Source organism: Streptomyces diastaticus subsp. diastaticus, from assembly GCF_011170125.1.
GTDB lineage: Bacteria > Actinomycetota > Actinomycetes > Streptomycetales > Streptomycetaceae > Streptomyces > Streptomyces diastaticus.
Map to the genome: position 1 here is coordinate 1,533,758 of NZ_BLLN01000003.1, position 15,515 is coordinate 1,549,272.

General features: G+C 76.0%; 13 protein-coding genes and 1 pseudogene. 7 read left to right on the forward strand and 7 right to left on the reverse strand.

Translation table 11 applies throughout. From position 1 onward, the window contains the following. Positions 1–37: 37 nt before the first annotated feature. From Sdia_RS15295 to Sdia_RS15310, 4 genes and pseudogenes are all read right to left on the reverse strand, one after another. The gene (locus Sdia_RS15295; protein WP_100455672.1) at positions 38–631 is read right to left on the reverse strand and encodes a TMEM165/GDT1 family protein; all 594 of its coding nucleotides are present in this window, start codon (positions 629–631) and stop codon (positions 38–40) included. A 334-nt stretch (positions 632–965) separates the two neighbouring features. Continuing rightward, a complete protein-coding gene (locus Sdia_RS15300) occupies positions 966–1,550 on the reverse strand; it encodes a DUF456 domain-containing protein (protein ID WP_100455673.1) in 585 nt (194 codons plus the stop codon). A gap of 233 nt (positions 1,551–1,783) precedes the next feature. After that, positions 1,784–2,825, reverse strand: a pseudogene (locus tag Sdia_RS15305) (Dyp-type peroxidase); the annotation flags it as partial. A gap of 168 nt (positions 2,826–2,993) precedes the next feature. Continuing rightward, complete coding sequence (locus Sdia_RS15310; protein ID WP_100455675.1) at positions 2,994–3,362, reverse strand: tetratricopeptide repeat protein; 369 nt, start codon at positions 3,360–3,362, stop codon at positions 2,994–2,996. A gap of 183 nt (positions 3,363–3,545) precedes the next feature. Between Sdia_RS15310 and Sdia_RS15315 the strand changes: the two genes are divergently transcribed. The 5 genes from Sdia_RS15315 to Sdia_RS15335 all read left to right on the forward strand — a co-directional run bounded on the left by Sdia_RS15315 (position 3,546) and on the right by Sdia_RS15335 (position 9,758). Next, a complete protein-coding gene (locus tag Sdia_RS15315) occupies positions 3,546–4,559 on the forward strand; it encodes a PHP domain-containing protein (RefSeq protein ID WP_124288409.1) in 1,014 nt (337 codons plus the stop codon). A 430-nt stretch (positions 4,560–4,989) separates the two neighbouring features. Further along, a complete protein-coding gene (locus tag Sdia_RS15320; RefSeq protein ID WP_100455676.1) occupies positions 4,990–6,279 on the forward strand; it encodes a polyprenyl synthetase family protein in 1,290 nt (429 codons plus the stop codon). After that, on the forward strand, positions 6,254–7,789 hold the full coding sequence (gene crtI / locus Sdia_RS15325) for a phytoene desaturase family protein (RefSeq protein ID WP_124288293.1): 1,536 nt from the start codon (positions 6,254–6,256) through the stop codon (positions 7,787–7,789). Before Sdia_RS15320 ends, crtI begins: the two co-directional genes overlap by 26 nt. Beyond that, a complete protein-coding gene (locus Sdia_RS15330; protein WP_100455678.1) occupies positions 7,786–8,748 on the forward strand; it encodes a phytoene/squalene synthase family protein in 963 nt (320 codons plus the stop codon). The genes crtI and Sdia_RS15330 overlap by 4 nt, the downstream gene beginning before the upstream one ends. Positions 8,749–8,810: 62 nt before the next feature. Beyond that, on the forward strand, positions 8,811–9,758 hold the full coding sequence (locus Sdia_RS15335; RefSeq protein WP_124288410.1) for a DUF5914 domain-containing protein: 948 nt from the start codon (positions 8,811–8,813) through the stop codon (positions 9,756–9,758). Positions 9,759–10,101: 343 nt separating this feature from the next. On the opposite strand, the gene Sdia_RS15340 is transcribed toward Sdia_RS15335, so the two are convergent. Both Sdia_RS15340 and Sdia_RS15345 read right to left on the reverse strand, forming a co-directional pair. Further along, positions 10,102–11,661, reverse strand: coding sequence for an FAD-dependent oxidoreductase (locus tag Sdia_RS15340; protein ID WP_115068340.1), 1,560 nt, complete (start codon positions 11,659–11,661; stop codon positions 10,102–10,104). Further along, positions 11,658–12,866 (reverse strand): lycopene cyclase family protein, encoded by a 1,209-nt coding sequence (locus Sdia_RS15345; RefSeq protein ID WP_124288294.1) that lies wholly within the window; start codon positions 12,864–12,866, stop codon positions 11,658–11,660. The genes Sdia_RS15340 and Sdia_RS15345 overlap by 4 nt, the downstream gene beginning before the upstream one ends. Positions 12,867–13,041: 175 nt before the next feature. Between Sdia_RS15345 and Sdia_RS15350 the strand changes: the two genes are divergently transcribed. Beyond that, complete coding sequence (locus Sdia_RS15350) at positions 13,042–14,379, forward strand: vWA domain-containing protein (RefSeq protein ID WP_189500329.1); 1,338 nt, start codon at positions 13,042–13,044, stop codon at positions 14,377–14,379. 137 nt (positions 14,380–14,516) lie between these two features. Further along, positions 14,517–15,239 (forward strand): flavodoxin family protein, encoded by a 723-nt coding sequence (locus Sdia_RS15355; RefSeq protein WP_100455682.1) that lies wholly within the window; start codon positions 14,517–14,519, stop codon positions 15,237–15,239. A gap of 7 nt (positions 15,240–15,246) precedes the next feature. On the opposite strand, the gene rpsR is transcribed toward Sdia_RS15355, so the two are convergent. After that, the gene (gene rpsR / locus Sdia_RS15360) at positions 15,247–15,486 is read right to left on the reverse strand and encodes a 30S ribosomal protein S18 (RefSeq protein WP_115068337.1); all 240 of its coding nucleotides are present in this window, start codon (positions 15,484–15,486) and stop codon (positions 15,247–15,249) included. Between the last annotated feature and the right edge of the window lie 29 nt (positions 15,487–15,515).

A 15,515-nucleotide genomic window follows, 5' to 3' on the forward strand; every position in this document is an offset into this window, starting at 1 on the left:
GCCCGGCCCTCGGCCCGGACGGGGAAAGGCCGCTGTGTCAGGCGGTGAACGCGGTGATCGCCTCCACCGACGACCAGATCGCCAGTCCCGCCATGCAGACTCCGCCGATCCGCTGGACGGTCTTCAGCGGCACTCGCTGGGCGATGAACCGGCCCGCCAGCAGCGCCAGCGCCGACACCGACATCAGGGCCGCGGCGGCGCCGATCGCGGTGGAGAGGGTGCCGTTGGTCGCCGCCAGGTTGGCGGTGGTGATCTGGGTCAGGTCGCCCCACTCGCTGATGAAGACGGCCATGAACGCCGTGGTGTAGACGGGCCAGAATCCGGTGACGGTCTTCGCGGCCCCCTCCTCGTCCTCGTCGTCGCCCCCGCCGCGCAGCAGCATGAAGGCGCCGAAGGCGAAGAGCACGGCGGAGACCAGCCGCACGATCCAGTCGGGCAGCAGTCCGATGAGGCTGCCCGCGCCGACCGCGATGGCGACATGGACCAGGAAGGCAGTGGAGGTGCCGAACCAGACGTAGAGGGGGCGCATCCGGGTGCCCATGGCGAGCGACGCGAACATCGTCTTGTCCGGCAGCTCGGCGAGGAAGATCAGCCCGAAGGCGGTGGCGAGCGCCAGGGGGTCGAGGCTCATTCCGGGGCTTTCTGTACGGGGCCGGGCCCTCGGATCGTCCCCGTGAGGTCCCGCGGGACCAGCGACGGGAGGACCGCTCGGCCCGGCACGACGGACCGCACCCGCTCTGGTGCGGGCACGGCTTCATGCCTTGGCCGAAGGTCTCGTCCACCGCCCGCCTCTCACGGCGCGAGCGGCCCGGCGGCCGGGCTGTCCGCGGTGGCGGACGGCCAGTATGTCGACCGGCGGTGTTGCGGGACTACTCCCCTTCGCTGCGACCCACGGTACCCCACCCGCCCCGGTGCCCGGACGGCGGCGTGAGCCCTCCGCCGCGGTGGGCCTCGCGTGGGCCCGGTCAGGCCGGGATGCCCCTGCCGAACAGGGTGTCCATCTTTTCCCGGAACTCGTGGCGGCGCTGCTTGCGGTGGTCGTGGCGGGCCCGCCGGACGGCCTCCTCGGCGGCTCGCCGTGCCGAGGCGACCTCCTCCTCCACCTGCTCCGCGGGGACGGCCACGACGGTGCCGCCGAGCCGGTCCGCGAGCGCGTCGGCGGCGGCCGGGGAGTAGCCGGCGGCCTCGGCCATCAGCAGGTTGGTGCCGTCGTCGACGTTCTTGCTGAGCACCGTCAGGGCGTCGTGGGTGTTCTCGGCGGTCTCCGTGTCGGCGGTCGCCCCGACGAGTGCGCCCAGGCCCCACCCGAAGAGCACACCGACCGGGCCGCCGAGGATGCCGACCAGCGCGCCGATGGCGCCGCCGGTCAGAGTGGCGGTGCCCGCGCCCGGCTCGTACTCCTCGGGCACCGACAGGGTGCCGTCCGCTGCGCGCTCGACGATGGCCGCCCGGGTGACCTCGGGCACCGCCTTGATCTCGGAGAAGGCGCGGTAGGCGGCGCTCGGGTCGGTGAAGGTGAAGAAGAGGACGTTGTCCGAGGGCGGCGTCATGGAAGGCTCCGATCCGGTGCGACTGCGGGATACGTCCGGCGCCCCCGGCCGCCGGTGGCGCCACGAGGGCCACGAGGGTCACGACCCATCCAAGCCGGACCGCACGCGGGCCGCACCCCGGGCGCCGCCCGACGGGTGGCCCCGGTCACGCCGGAGGGGGCAGCCGCGTCCGGCGCGGGCGAGGGCCCCGCCTCGGGGGAGCACGGGGAGGACATCGGCGTCTCCTGTCGGCCCGGCCGTGGCGGGCAGCGTCCCCGTGCGGGCGCCGGGGAGGCGGCCCGCTCAGGTTCCGGTGCCTCGGTGGCCGCCGTGCCCGGGGACCGGTGGCGGCTCGTCCAGGAAGCCGGCCTCCGGCACGAAGAACTGGGAGCCGGTGACGGCGGTGGAGAAGTCGAGGATGCGGTCGTGCCGGGCCCCGTCGGTGCCGAGGAACATGTTCCGCAACATCTGCTCGGTGACCGAGATGTCGGCCGCGTAGCCGATGAAGTAGGTGCCGAACGCGTTCTCGCCGAGGGTGCCGAACGGCATGTTCAGCCGCCGGATCTGCCGTTCGGTCCCGTCCGGGTCCGTGACGGTGTTGACCGCGACGTGCGAGTCGGCCGGCTTCACCTCGTCGGCCAGCTCGACGTCCTCCAGTTTGGTGCGGCCGATGACCCGCTCCTGCTCCTCGACGGGCAGCGCGTTCCAGGCGGTCAGGTCGTGCAGGTACTTCTGCACGACGACATGGCTGCCGCCCTGGAAGTCCGGGTCCTCGTCGCCGACGACCACCGCCGTGAGCGCGGCGTTGCCCTCGGGGTTCTCGGTGCCGTCCACGAACCCCAGGAGGTCGCGCTCGTCGAAGTACTTGAAGCCGTGCACCTCGTCGACGACCTCGACCGCGCCCCGCAGCCGGTCCATCAGCCGGGCCGCCAGTTCGAAGCAGAGGTCGGCCCGGTGGGCGCGGATGTGGAACAGCAGGTCACCGGGGGTGGACGGCGCGGTGTGGCGTGGCCCGCGCAGCTCCTCGAAGGGGTGGAGTCCGGCCGGGCGCGGCCCGGTGAACAGGCGGTCCCACGCGTCGGAACCGATGCCCGCCACGCAGGTCAGACCGGCGTCGGGCACCCGGAAGCCCACGGAGCGGCGCAGCGCCGACGCGTCCTGAAGGAGGTCGTGCACCGTCTGCTCGCCGCCCGGGCCGATGGTCAGCACCAGGAAGAGGGCGCTCTCGGTGATCGGGGTCAGCACCGCCTGAGGCTCGGGCGGCGGGCTGGAGTAAGGGGACGGTGCGCTGCTCATCGAGGCGGCTCCCGGAACGGTGGCTGCGGCGTCCGGACGCGCTCCCGCACGGCAGCGGCGGTGGGCGTGCCCGGCCGCTCACCATCCTCGGCGGCGGAATGCCGGGGCGCGGGCCGGGCGCGGCCGAACGGGGTCCGTGCCGCGCCCTCGGCGGACCGCCCGCGCCGGTCAGCGCGCCGCGGCGCTCGGCCCCAGCTCCGCGAAGTCCCCGCTCATCGCCGCGGCCATGCGCAGGTAGGGGCGGGCCTCGTCGTCCCGGCCCTGGCGCTCCAGGGTCCGCCCGAGCATCAGCGTCGCGTAGCTCTCGACCGGATCGCCGGCCAGGACGGTGCGCAGCTCCCGCTCCGCACGGCCGAGCTGGGCCGAGTGGTAGTAGGCCCGGGCCAGCAGCAGGCGGGCCGCCCGGTGCTCGGGCGCCTCCTCGACCAGGCCGGTCAGGATGCGGACGGCCGCCGGGTACTCCTTGGCCTCGAAGAACAGCTGCGCCCGGTCCCAGCGGTCCGCGGGCGTCCCGAACTCGAAGTAGGTCTCACTCATGGGTCTTCCCTCCTGCCGCGCGGCGGCGGCCGTACTCCGCTCCCGGCGCCGTCGCCGTGAGGGCGGCCGTCCGGGACAACAGCACGAGGTCGTTGAACATTCCACGACGTGGCCGTGCGGCGCCGGATGCGGGCCCCGCCCACCCGCGAGACGCTGGAACGGATCCGTACGGAGGGAGGCGCCGTGGACCCCGAGCACGCCCTTGACCGGATCGCCTTCCTCCTGGAGCGCGCCCAGGAACCCACCTATCGCGTCCGCGCCTTCCGCACCGCAGCTGCCGTCCTGCGCGAGCACGGCCCGGACGGGATCCGGGACCGCGCGGCGGACGGCACGCTGGAGCAACTGAGGGGGATCGGCCCCAAGACGGGCAAGGTCATCCGCGAGGCCCTCGACGGCCGCACCCCCGCCTATCTGGAGAGCCTGGAGGAGGAGGCCGCCCGGGCGCCCCTCGCCGAGGGCGGCGAGGCGCTGTGCGCCGCACTGCGCGGCGACTGCCACCTGCACTCCGACTGGTCCGACGGCGGCAGCTCCATCGAGGAGATGGGCCGCGCCGCCCTCGCGCTGGGCCACGAGTGGGCCGTCCTCACCGACCACTCACCCCGGCTCACCGTCGCCCACGGCCTCTCCGCCGACCGGCTGCGCCGCCAGCTGGACACCGTGGCCGCCCTCAACGCGCACTGGGCGCCGTTCCGGCTGCTCACCGGTATCGAGTGCGACATCCTGGAGGACGGCACCCTCGACCAGGAACCGGAGCTGCTGGACCGGCTCGACCTGGTGGTCGCCTCCGTCCACTCCAAGCTCCGGATGGACGCGCCCGCCATGACGCGGCGCCTGCTGGCCGCCGTCCGCGACCCGCACACCGACGTCCTCGGGCACTGCACCGGCCGCCTCATCACCGGCCGCACCCGCCCCGAGTCCCGCTTCGACGCCGACGCCGTCTTCGCCGCCTGCGCCGAGTCCGGCACCGCCGTCGAGATCAACAGCCGCCCCGAGCGCCTCGACCCGCCACTCCGCCTGATCCGCGCCGCCCTCGACCAGGGCACCCTCTTCGCCGTCGACACCGACGCCCACGCCCCCGGGCAGCTCACCTGGCAGCGTCTCGGCTGCGCCCGCGCCGAGGAGTGCGGGGTCCCCGCGGAGGACGTCATCACGACCTGGTCGGCCGACGCACTGCTGGAGTGGGCGGGACGGGCCTAGGGGGTCTTCCAAGTCCCGCACGGCGCCCACGGCGGCCGGCACGCACTCTCGCCGCACCGGGTGACAGCCCGAGTACGTCCGGTACGAGAGCTTGTGCCCGGCGTGCCGAGAGCACGCACCGGACCCGCGGACACCGCACAGGACTTCGAAGCCCCTCGACGGCGCATCACGTGCGGGCGTCCCGTTCGGCCCGCCCGAGGGGCCGTCGGAGCGCCGCGCCCGTGGGACGGCCCTTCCCCGTTCCGCCGGACGGGCGTCGTTCGCGTTTCCGGCTCCCCCAATGGAGGGGCCCGCCGAGCGTCCCCCCGCGTACGGGGCATTGCTCATCAGCGGGCGGTGAGCGCTCCGCCGCCCTCCGTGTCCCGAGGGCGAGGCGACCCGGCCGTCCCGCCGCGGCAGAGCAACCGGCGTGCCGGAGGAGAGGACCACCGTGGCCCGCACCGAAGCCCCCGGGTCCGCCGGCGCCCCGGACCAGCCGGACGCCGAGTCGCCGCCCGGCACGGCCGGCGCACACGTCGCGGGGGCCGGTCCGCTTGGCGGGGGCGCCGGTGAGCCCGGCCCCTCGCCCCAGCACGTCCCCCACCCCCGGGTCGCCGCGGCCGACGCCGACATCAACGGGACCGTCGGCGCCGTTCTCGGCGCGCTCCTCGCCGAGCGGCTCCGGGAGGCGTGGCACACCGATCCGGTCTCCGGGCGGGACATCGCCGAGCGGGTCGCCCGCTTCACCTGCCTCGGCGGCCGCCGCCTGCGCCCCGCCCTGCTGTGGTGGGCGTTGCGGGCCTGCGCCCTGCCGGACGGCGACCGGGCCCGGGCCGCGCTCCGGGTGGGCGCCGCCGTCGAACTGCTCCAGACCTGCGCGCTCGTCCACGACGACGTCATGGACAGCTCGCGGCTGCGCCGGGGACGTCCCGCACTGCACGTCTCCCTCGCCGTCCAGTACGGGGCGTCCAGCACGGACCCCTTCCCGGGCGCGGCCGCCGTGCTCGCCGGGGACCTGGCCCTGGCCTGGGCGGAGGACACCCTCGCCGAGACCGAACTGCCCGACCCCGTACGGCGCCGCGTGCGAGCGGTGTGGCGGGTGATGCGCGCCGAGATGGTCGCGGGCCAGTACCTCGACCTGCACGGCCAGGTCACCGCCGACCGCTCGGCCCTGCTCGCGCTGCGCACCGCCCGGCTCAAGAGCGCGCAGTACTCCGCCTCGCGCCCCCTGGAACTCGGCGCGGTCCTCGCCGGGGCCGACCCCGGACTCACCCGGCGGCTCGCCGAGGCCGGCGCCCCGGCGGGGCTCGCCTTCCAGCTCCGGGACGACCTGCTGGGCGTCTTCGGCGACCCGTCCCGTACCGGGAAGCCGGCCGGGGACGACATCCGCGAGGGCAAACCGACCCTCCTCGTCGCCCTCGCCCACGCCCGGGCCGGCGCGCGGGGCCGCCTCGCCGACGTGGCCGTCCTCGACGCGGCCCTCGGCGACCCCGCGCTCAGCGCGGAGGGGCTCGACGCCGTCCGCGAAATCCTGGAGTCCACCGGCGCGCGCGCCGCCGTGGAGGAACGCATCGACCGGCTGGCCGCCCGCGCCCTCGCCCGGCTGGACACCCTCGCCCTGGACGCGGCGGCGGGGGAGCGGCTGCGCGGTCTGCTCCGGCTCGTCGCGGGCACGCCGCGGCCCGGGCCCCACCACCCCGACCGAGAGGCTGGACATGCGGACACTGCACGGCCCCACTGACCACGTGGTCGTCGTCGGCGCCGGGCTCGCGGGCCTGTCCGCCGCCCTGCACCTGCTCGGAGCCGGCCGCCGGGTGACCCTCGTCGAACGTGCCGGGCAGCCCGGCGGCCGGGCCGGCCGCGGCGACCTCGGCGGTTACCGGATCGACACCGGGCCGACCGTCCTCACCATGCCGCACCTGGTCGAGGAGGCGTTCGCCGCCGTCGGCGCGCGTATGGCCGACCACCTCCGCCTCACCGAGCTGCACCCCGCCTACCGGGCCCGGTTCGCCGACGGCAGCCGCCTCGACGTCCACACCCGGCCCGCGCCGATGGAGGAGGAGATCCGCCGCTTCGCCTCCGACCGCGAGGCGGCCGGGTACCGGCGGCTGCGCACCTGGCTGGAGAAGCTGTACGCCCTCCAGATGCGCCGCTTCATCGACACCAACTTCGACTCCCCGCTCGCCCTGCTCACCCCCGACCTCGCCCGGCTCGCCGCCCTCGGCGGCCTCGGCCGGATGGACGCCCAGGTCGGCCGGTTCATCGCGGACGAACGGCTGCGCCGCGTCTTCACCTTCCAGGCCCTCTACGCGGGTGTCCCCCCGGCCCGTGCGCTGGCCGCCTACGCCGTGATCGCCCACATGGACACCATGGCGGGCGTCCACTTCCCGCACGGCGGCATGCACGCCCTGCCCCGCGCCCTGGCCGAGGCCGCCACCGCGGCGGGCGCCGAGATCCACTACCACCACACCGTCGAGGCGCTGGAACGCGCCGGCGAGCGGATCACCGCCGTCCGTACCGACCACGCCCGCATCCCCTGCGACGCCGTCGTCCTCACCCCCGACTTGCTGACCGCCTACCGGCTGCTCGGCCGCGCCCCGCGCCGCGTCGTCCCGCTGCGCCACTCCCCCTCGGCGGTCGTCCTGCACGCCGGGACCGACCGCACCTGGCCCGGACTGGGCCACCACACGCTCTCCTTCGGCCACGCCTGGCACACCACCTTCGACGAACTCACCCGCCTCGGCCGTCCGATGAGTGACCCCTCGCTGCTCATCTCCCGGCCCACCGCCACCGACCCCTCCCTGGCCCCGCCCGGGCGCCACCTGCACTACGTCCTCGCGCCCTGCCCCAACACCGACCTCGGCCCCGGCACACGGGAGTGGACCGCGCTCGCCCCCGCCTACCGCGACCACCTCCTGCGCGTCCTGGAACAACGCGGTCTGGACGGCCTCGGTGCCGCGGTCGAGGCGGAGGCGCTGGTCACCCCCGTCGACTGGACCGCCCAGGGCCACGCGGCGGGCAGCCCCTTCTCGGCCGCCCACACCTTCGCCCAGACCGGCCCGTTCCGCCCCCGCAACCTGGTGCGCGGCACCGCCAACGCCGTACTGGCGGGCTGCGGCACGACGCCCGGCGTCGGCATCCCCACCGTGCTGATCTCCGGCAAGCTCGCCGCCGCCCGCGTCACCGGACTCCCCGGCGGCCCGGCCCGGCCCCGCCGCGCCGCCGCCGCGACCACCGGAGGTACCCGATGAGCTCCCGCGAACTCGACGCCGCCGGTATCACCGACCCTGCCCTGCGCGCCGCCTACCGCTCCTGCCGCGCCCTCAACGCCCGCCACGGCAGGACGTACTTCCTCGCCACCAGGCTGCTCCCCGCCGAGCGGCGCCCTGCCGTCCACAGCCTCTACGGCTTCGCCCGCCACGCCGACGACATCGTCGACGACCTCGGCTCCACCGCCACCACCGGCGAACGGGCCGCCGCCCTCGACCACCTCGACCAGCGGCTGGCCGCCGGACTGCGCGAAGGCGCCAGCGAGGAGCCGGTGGTGCACGCCCTCGCCGACACCGTCCGCCGGTACGCCATCGACCACCGGCACTTCCACGACTTCATGGCCTCCATGCGCAGCGACCTCACCGTCACCGACTACCCGGACCTCGCCGCGCTGAGCCGCTACACGCACGGCTCCGCCGCCGTCATCGGCCTCCAGATGCTGCCCGTGCTCGGCACCGTCGTCCCCCGGGAGCAGGCCGCCCCGCACGCCGCCGCGCTCGGCGTCGCCTTCCAGCTCACCAACTTCCTCCGCGACGTCGGCGAGGACCTCGACCGGGGCCGTGTCTACCTGCCCGCCGACCTCCTCGCCGCCCACGGCGTCGACCGGGCGCTGCTGTGCTGGAGCCGCACCACCGGCCACCGCGATCCGCGCGTCACCCGCGCCCTGCGCGAGGCCGCCGCCGTCACCCGCGAGATCTACCACCGAGCCGCTCCGGGCATCGCCCTGCTCGATCCCGTCGCCCGCCCCTGCATCCGCACCGCGCACATCCTCTACGGCTCCATCCTCGACGCCCTCGCCGCCGACGGGTACGCCGCCCTCCACCGCAGGGCGGTCGTACCGCGCAGACGCCGCGCGGCCGTCGCCGCCGACGGCCTCGCCCGCCTGGCCGCCGCCCGGTGCCGCCACCGGCGCGACCGCACCCGGGAGGTTCCCGCGTGAGCACCGCCCGCGGGAACCCCCTCCCGCTCCGCCTGCGCCGCCGCCCCGTCCCCTGGGACCGGATGCGCCCCACCTGGCGCGAGGCCCGGCCCCGGCTCATCGCCGCCGCGCTCGCCCGGGCCCAGGCCGCCCCCAGCGGCAACTGGTACGTCATCGGCGCCTCCCGCGCGCTGCCCGAGGGCGGCGAACGCCCGCTCGGCCGTACCGTCGCCGGAACCGAGGTGGTCGCCTGGCGCGCCGCCGACGGCACCCTGGTCGCGGGCCCGGGCGCCTGCCCGCACCTCGGTGCGCCCCTGCGGGAGAGCCCGGTGCGGTGCGGCACCCTGATCTGCCGCTGGCACGGACTGCCCCTGGACGGCGCCCCGTCCGCCGGCTGGCGGCCCTATCCCGCCTACGACGACGGGGTGCTGCTCTGGGTGCGGCTCGACGAGGCCGGCGGCGAGACCCCGCTGGAGCGGCCGGTCGTCCCGGCCCGCCCGGACCCGCGTACCGCCGTCGACGCCGTCTACACCGCCGTCGGCCGGTGCGAGCCCGAGGACGTCGTCGCCAACCGCCTCGACCCCTGGCACGGGGCGTGGCTCCACCCGTACTCCTTCGTGGACCTGCGGGTCCTCGACGCCCCCGACCCGTCGGCCGAGGCGCCGGAGGACGGGTTCACCGTCGAGGTCTCCTTCAAGGTGGCGGGCCGCGCCGTCGTCCCCGTCCAGGCCGTCTTCACCGCGCCCGATCCGCGCACCGTCGTCATGCACATCACCGGCGGGGAGGGCACCGGCTCCGTCGTGGAGACCCACGCGACGCCGCTCAGCCCCGACCCGGCCGGCCGCCCCCGCACCGCAGTCGTGGAGGCCGTCGTCGCCGCCTCCGACCGCCCCGGCTTCGCCGCCGCCCGCCTGGCCGCCCCGCTCCTGCGCCCCCTGATGCGCGCCACCGCCGCCCGCCTGTGGCGCGACGACCTGGCCTACGCCGAACGGCGCTGGGCGCTGCGCGCGACGGGCCGCTTCCCGGGGTAGAGCTCGTCGCCCCGGCCCCTGCTCCATCTCCTCGTGGCGGGTCCGCACGGCGCCCCTGGCCGCCTGGCCCGCGGCGGAGGCGCAGGCGGCGCCGTCGTCCAGGCGTTCGCCGGACCGGGGGTCGCCCACGACCGGCCCGGCCCCGTCGCCGGTGGTCGTGCCGACCGGCCGTCGCCCCCCCCAGGAGCGAGGTGGCGGCCCTCCCCGGCGGCCGGCGGCGGTGGACCCGCCGCACCGAGGTCGGCAACGGGCCTGCCCGGCCGCACCGCCCACCCGCGGCTACCGCCCGCCTCGGCCACGGGCTGATCAGCCGCCTCGACGTCGTCCCCCGCGGGCGGGGCGCCTACCCCTCGCCGCGTCGCGCCAGCGCCCTCGTCAGTGCCGACCGTCCCCGGTTGGGCACCGTCCACAGCCGCTGCCCGCGCACCCCCCACCGCTGGAGCAGCGCGTTCGAGGCGAGGAAGCCGGAGGTCGCCGCGCGCTCCATCAGCGCCACCGGCAGCCCGGTGCGGACCAGGTCGCCCGCGACGACCACCGAAGGGTCCGGGGTGCCCACGGTGGGGCGGCCCGCGTACCCGCCGACCGGGAAGTGCGGGCAGTCCTCGAACCACAGGTCGCGCCGGTCGAGCACGAGCGCGTCCCGGGTCTCCGGGTAGACCCGTGCCAGCTCCTCGGTCAGACGCGCCTGTTCGGCCTTCCGGTCGCAGCCCGGAGTGGTGGCGTACGCGTGCAGTTCCACCACCGAGCCGCCGGTGCGGGCCGCCCAGCGCGCCGCCTCGCCCTCCCAGCGCTCCAGCACGCTGACGTTGTCCAGCGGCCCGTACCCGCTGGTGCCGAGGAAGCCGGGGCGGCCGGCCGCGACCGGGCGGTCCAGCCACAGACGGCTGACCAGGAACGGGGGCGCGGTCCGCAGCTCCGCCACTCGCCGCCGCCACCGAGCGTCGGCCAGGTCGGGCGAGGTGGCCGCCAGCCGGCGCAGCCCGCCGGTGTCCAGCGCCAGCACCACCGCGTCGACCGGCACCGTCTCCCGGCCGGCGCTCACCCGCAGCCGCCCGCCGCCCGCGGGCTGCACCCGCTCGACCTCGGTCCCGGTGCGGAACCGGACGCCGAGCCGGGTGAGGTAGGCGGCCAGCGGGTCCCAGAGCGCCTGCGGGTAGGGCTCGTCGGGGACGTCGAAGAGGAGGCCCTCACCGGAGCCGAGGAAGTAGATGTGGAACATCAACGCCAGCTCGGCGGCGGAGAGTTCGGCCGGGTCGACGAAGAAGCTGCGGGAGAACACCTCGAACGCCAGGTGCCGTGCCCGCTCGGGGAACCGCACCCGGTCCAGGAAGTCGGCCGCGCTCGTCCCGTCGAGCCGGGCGTACACCTCGGGAACCCGGACGTCGAGGAGCGGCAGCGCGGCCGACGGGTTCATCCCGGCCAGGTCCCGCACCCCGAAGCTCGGGCTGAGCGCGGCGAAGCCGAGGGCACTGAGCGGCGGGGTGCGCGGCACGTGGCGGAAGCTGTCGCGGGTGCCGTCACGGCCCAGCAGCGGGTAGTCGGGCAGACCACGCAGCATCTTGAGGGCGGGGTCGGCCCGGCGGAGCAGTCCCCGCAGGTTGTAGTACTGCCGGAAGAAGGCGTGGAACCCGCGGCTCATCGTCACCGGCGTGCCGTCGGACAGGGTGTCGGCCCACCCCGCGAGCCGTCCGCCGAGCCGCTCGCCGCGCTCCAGCAGCGTGACGCGGACACCGCGTTCGGCCAGGCCGGTGGCGGCGGCGAGCCCGGCGATCCCGCCGCCGATCACCGCGACCCGGGGCGCGTCGGCGCCGAACCAGGGTCGGCCCGGCCCTCCCGGCAGGGTCTCGGCCCGGCGGTCGCGGCCCCGGCGGGGCGCCTCGCGGCGTGCGGAACGCGTACTCATTTCTCTCCTCGGTGGGGCGGGGCGCCCGCCGGGCGGCGGCGCAGGAAGGGCAGTTCGAGGGCGGTGCGGGTCATCGGCCACCAGGGCACGTGACAACCGATCGCCAGGTCCTCGCGGAGCCCCGTGCCGCCGTCGAGGAACGTCAGGACCCGTTCCGGTGGCAGCGTGGCGAAGAGGCGGGCGAAGAACGCGGCACCGTCGACCCGCCCCCGGTCCAGGGCGCGCAGCAGCACCGCGTCCATCGCCCGCGACCGGCGCGAGTGGGGAGCCGGCGGCACCGGGGGCAGCCCCCGCCGGTACCGGTCGGCGACGTGGCGGGCCTGCCGCTGCACCGCCGCGAAGGTGTAACCGGTCGACGGCCGGGTGGCGCCCCCCGCCGTGCCGACGCGGAAGACGCCCGGCGCGCCGGTACGGGGGAAGCGGGCGTCGGTCATCGGGATGACGCCCTGTTCGGTACCGGTCACCTCGAACGCCCCGAGCCGCAGCACCTCCCCGGTGTACCCCCGCAGGGCCGCCTCGTACCCGGCGTCGTCCAGCGGGGCACGGGAGAACTCCGTGTACTCCACCAGCGCCCGGCACGGGCCGAGCGGCAGGACGTAGCCGAAGGAGAGGCCGTGCGCGGGCTGCGGCGTGCGGAAGTCCATCAGGTCCGCGCACCCGGTGTCGAAGCGCGGCTCGGCGGTGCGCACGAACCAGCCGCGGAAGTGCTGGAGGAGCGTGGTCCGGGCCGGCGGCAGCGCGTCCGGCGGGCGTGAGTCGAAGACCCACCGCGCCGTGCGCCGGTACGGCCGGCCGTGCGCGTCCCGCCCCTCGACCACCGCCCCGCCCGGCCCGCCGGCCACCCCGGTGACGGTGGCCGTCTCCCGGACGAAGCCGGCCCGGCCGCCCAGCCCGTCGAGCACGAACCGCTCGAACACGTCGGAGCGCAGCATCTTGTACCGCAGCCCGCGCGGCACGCCGACGGACGCGCGGCCCGCGCGGTCGCGCACCCGCAGCCGGTCCCACGAGGCGGTCAGCACCGCGTCGTACGGGCCGTCCGGCGGACCCCAGTGGCACCAGGTCCGCACGGCCGGGGACCGCGGGCCGGGCGGGGGCTCCACGAGCGCCACCGACGGGGCACGGGCGCCCGGCGGCGGTGCGCAGAGATGATGGGCGAGGGAGAGGCCGGCGGCACCCGCGCCGACGATCACGATCTCCGCGTCCACCGCCGCACTCCGCCCCGTACCGGTCCTCCCGATGCCCTGACGCTCAGCATCGTCACCCTCCCCGCGCCCGCTCGGCCGGACCACCGGCGGCGTGTCGCCTCCTTACGCCCGGCCGCACCGAGCGGCGGCCGCCCGGCAGCGCCCTGGCAGACTGGCCTCCGTGAGGACGATGAGCATGGGCGCCAACCTGCCGGTCGACGCCGACCGGGTCAGGCTCGAACTCGGCCGCGCCGGCGGCCCAGCGGTGAGCGCCGCAGCGCTGCTGCTGACCGGTGCCGGCCGGGTGCGCTCCGGCGCCGACCTCGTCGCCCGCGACCAGCCCGGCGCCCCCGGCGACGCCGTCCGCCACCTCGGCACACCGGACGGCGCCGAGTCCGTCGAGGTCGACCTGGCGGCACTCGCCGGGGGGACCGAGCGGGTGGCGCTCTGCGTCTGGACGGGTTCCGGCACCCTCGGCCAGGTGACGGGCCTCCACCTGCGGCTGGTCGAGGCCGCCTCTGGCGCCGTGCTGGCCCACTTCGACATGGCCCCGAGCAGTGAGACCGCCCTGGTCGCGGGCGAGCTCTACCGCCGCTCCGGGAGCTGGCGGTTCCGCGCCGTCGGCCAGGGTTACGACCACGGATTCGCGGGCCTCGCCGCCGACTTCGGTCTCACCCGAGCCCCGGCACGCCCCACCGCCCCGACGCCGCGGCCCGCGCCCGCTCCCCGCCCGGGCCCGTCCGCCCCCACCGCCTCGGCCGGCGGGCGGCGCGGCCGCGGCGAGGAACTCCTCCCCGCCGACATGGGCGAACGCCTCTCGCTGCGCAAGGAGCAGGTCGCGACGAGCCTGCGCAAGGGCGGCCTCACCGGCGTCACCGCCCGGGTCATCCTCGTCCTGGACGCCTCCGGGTCGATGAGCGCTCTCTACGCCAGGGGCACCGTCGCCCGGGTCGCCGAGCGGATGGCCGCCGTCGCCGCCCTGCTCGACGACGACGGCACCATGCAGGCGTGGACCTTCGGCTCCCGGCCCGCCCGCCTCCCCGACCTGCACCTCGGTGAACTGCCCGAGTGGCTGCTGCTGCACGTGCGGGTCGGCCAGCTCGGCGTCATCGGCCGGAAGAAGCGCCCCAAGTCCCGCGCGGACGGCCAGGTCGACATGCGCACCGTCGGCATCCAGAACGAGGAGCAGAAGGTCATCGCCGACGTGCGTTCCTACGTCCGCGACCACCCGATCGCCCTGCCGACGCTCGTGCTCTTCTTCTCCGACGGCGGCGTCTACCGCAGCAGGGAGATCGAGCGCGAGCTGCGTGCCGCCGCCGACGAACCGGTCTTCTGGCAGTTCGTGGGCCTCGGCCGGTCCCACTACGGCGTCCTGGAGTACTTCGACACGCTGCCCGGCCGCACCGTCGACAACGTCGGCTTCTTCGCCGTGGACGACGTCGACCAGGTGGCCGACCCTGAACTGTACGACCGGCTGCTCTCGAAGTTCCCCCTGTGGCTCGGCGCCGCCCGCGAGGCCGGCGTGCTCCGCTGACCGGCGCCGCGCCCGCCGGGGGCCGGGTCGTCCGGCCGCGTCAGCCGGGGCGTACCGCGTTCGCCGCGCAGTGGTGGCCGCACGCTCCCCGGTGCACCAGGCTCGTGGCACCAGCCGCCGCGAAAGGGACCTGAGCCATGCCGTCCGGTGACCCGCCCCGCTACGACGATCTGAGCGCCCTCTACCTGAACTGCACCCTGAAGCCGTCACCCGCGACCAGCAACACCGAAGGGCTGATCGAGCGCAGCACCGCGGTGATGCGCGCCGGGGGAGTGCGCACCGAGGTGATCCGTCCCGTCGACTGGGACCTCGCCGTCGGCGTCCAGCCCGACATGACCGAGCACGGCGCGGCCCGCGACGCCTGGCCCGAGTTGTACGCCAAGGTGATGGCCGCCGACATCCTGGTGCTCTGCGGCCCGATCTGGCTCGGCGACAACAGCTCCGTCGCGAAGCACGTCGTCGAACGGCTCTACTCCAACTCGGCCGAACTGAACGAGGCCGGCCAGTCCGCCTACTACGGGAGGGTCGGCGGCTGCCTGATCACCGGGAACGAGGACGGTCTCAAGCACTGCGCCATGAACCTCCTCTACAGCCTCCAGCACATCGGTTTCGCCATCCCGCCGCAGGCAGACGCGGGCTGGATCGGCGAGGCGGGGCCAGGACCCAGCTACCTCGAACCGGGCTCGGGCGGCCCCGACAACGACTTCACCAACCGGAACACCACCTTCGCCGCCTGGAACCTCATGCATCTCGCCGCCCTCCTCAAACGGTCCGGCGGCATCCCGCCGTACGGCAACCAGCGCCCCGAGTGGGACGCCGGCTGCCGTTTCGACGCGGCCAACCCGGAGCACCGGAGCTGACGCGCGCTCACCGCCCCGGGTACGGCAGCAGGGCCATCGCGCGGGCGTTGCGGACGGCACGGGCCGGTTGCCGCTGCTGCTGCGCGGTGACCCGGGTGACGCGGCGGCCGCGGATCCTTCCCCGGTCGGAGAGGAACTTGCGCAGCAGCTCGGTGTCCTTGTGGTCGACGTAGGTGACGCCGGCCGCGGTCAGCGGGTCGGGGCGGGGCGTGACCGGCTTTCGGCCGGTGCCGGAACGACGTGCCACAGCACGCTCCTCACTGGTTGAAGGGGAAG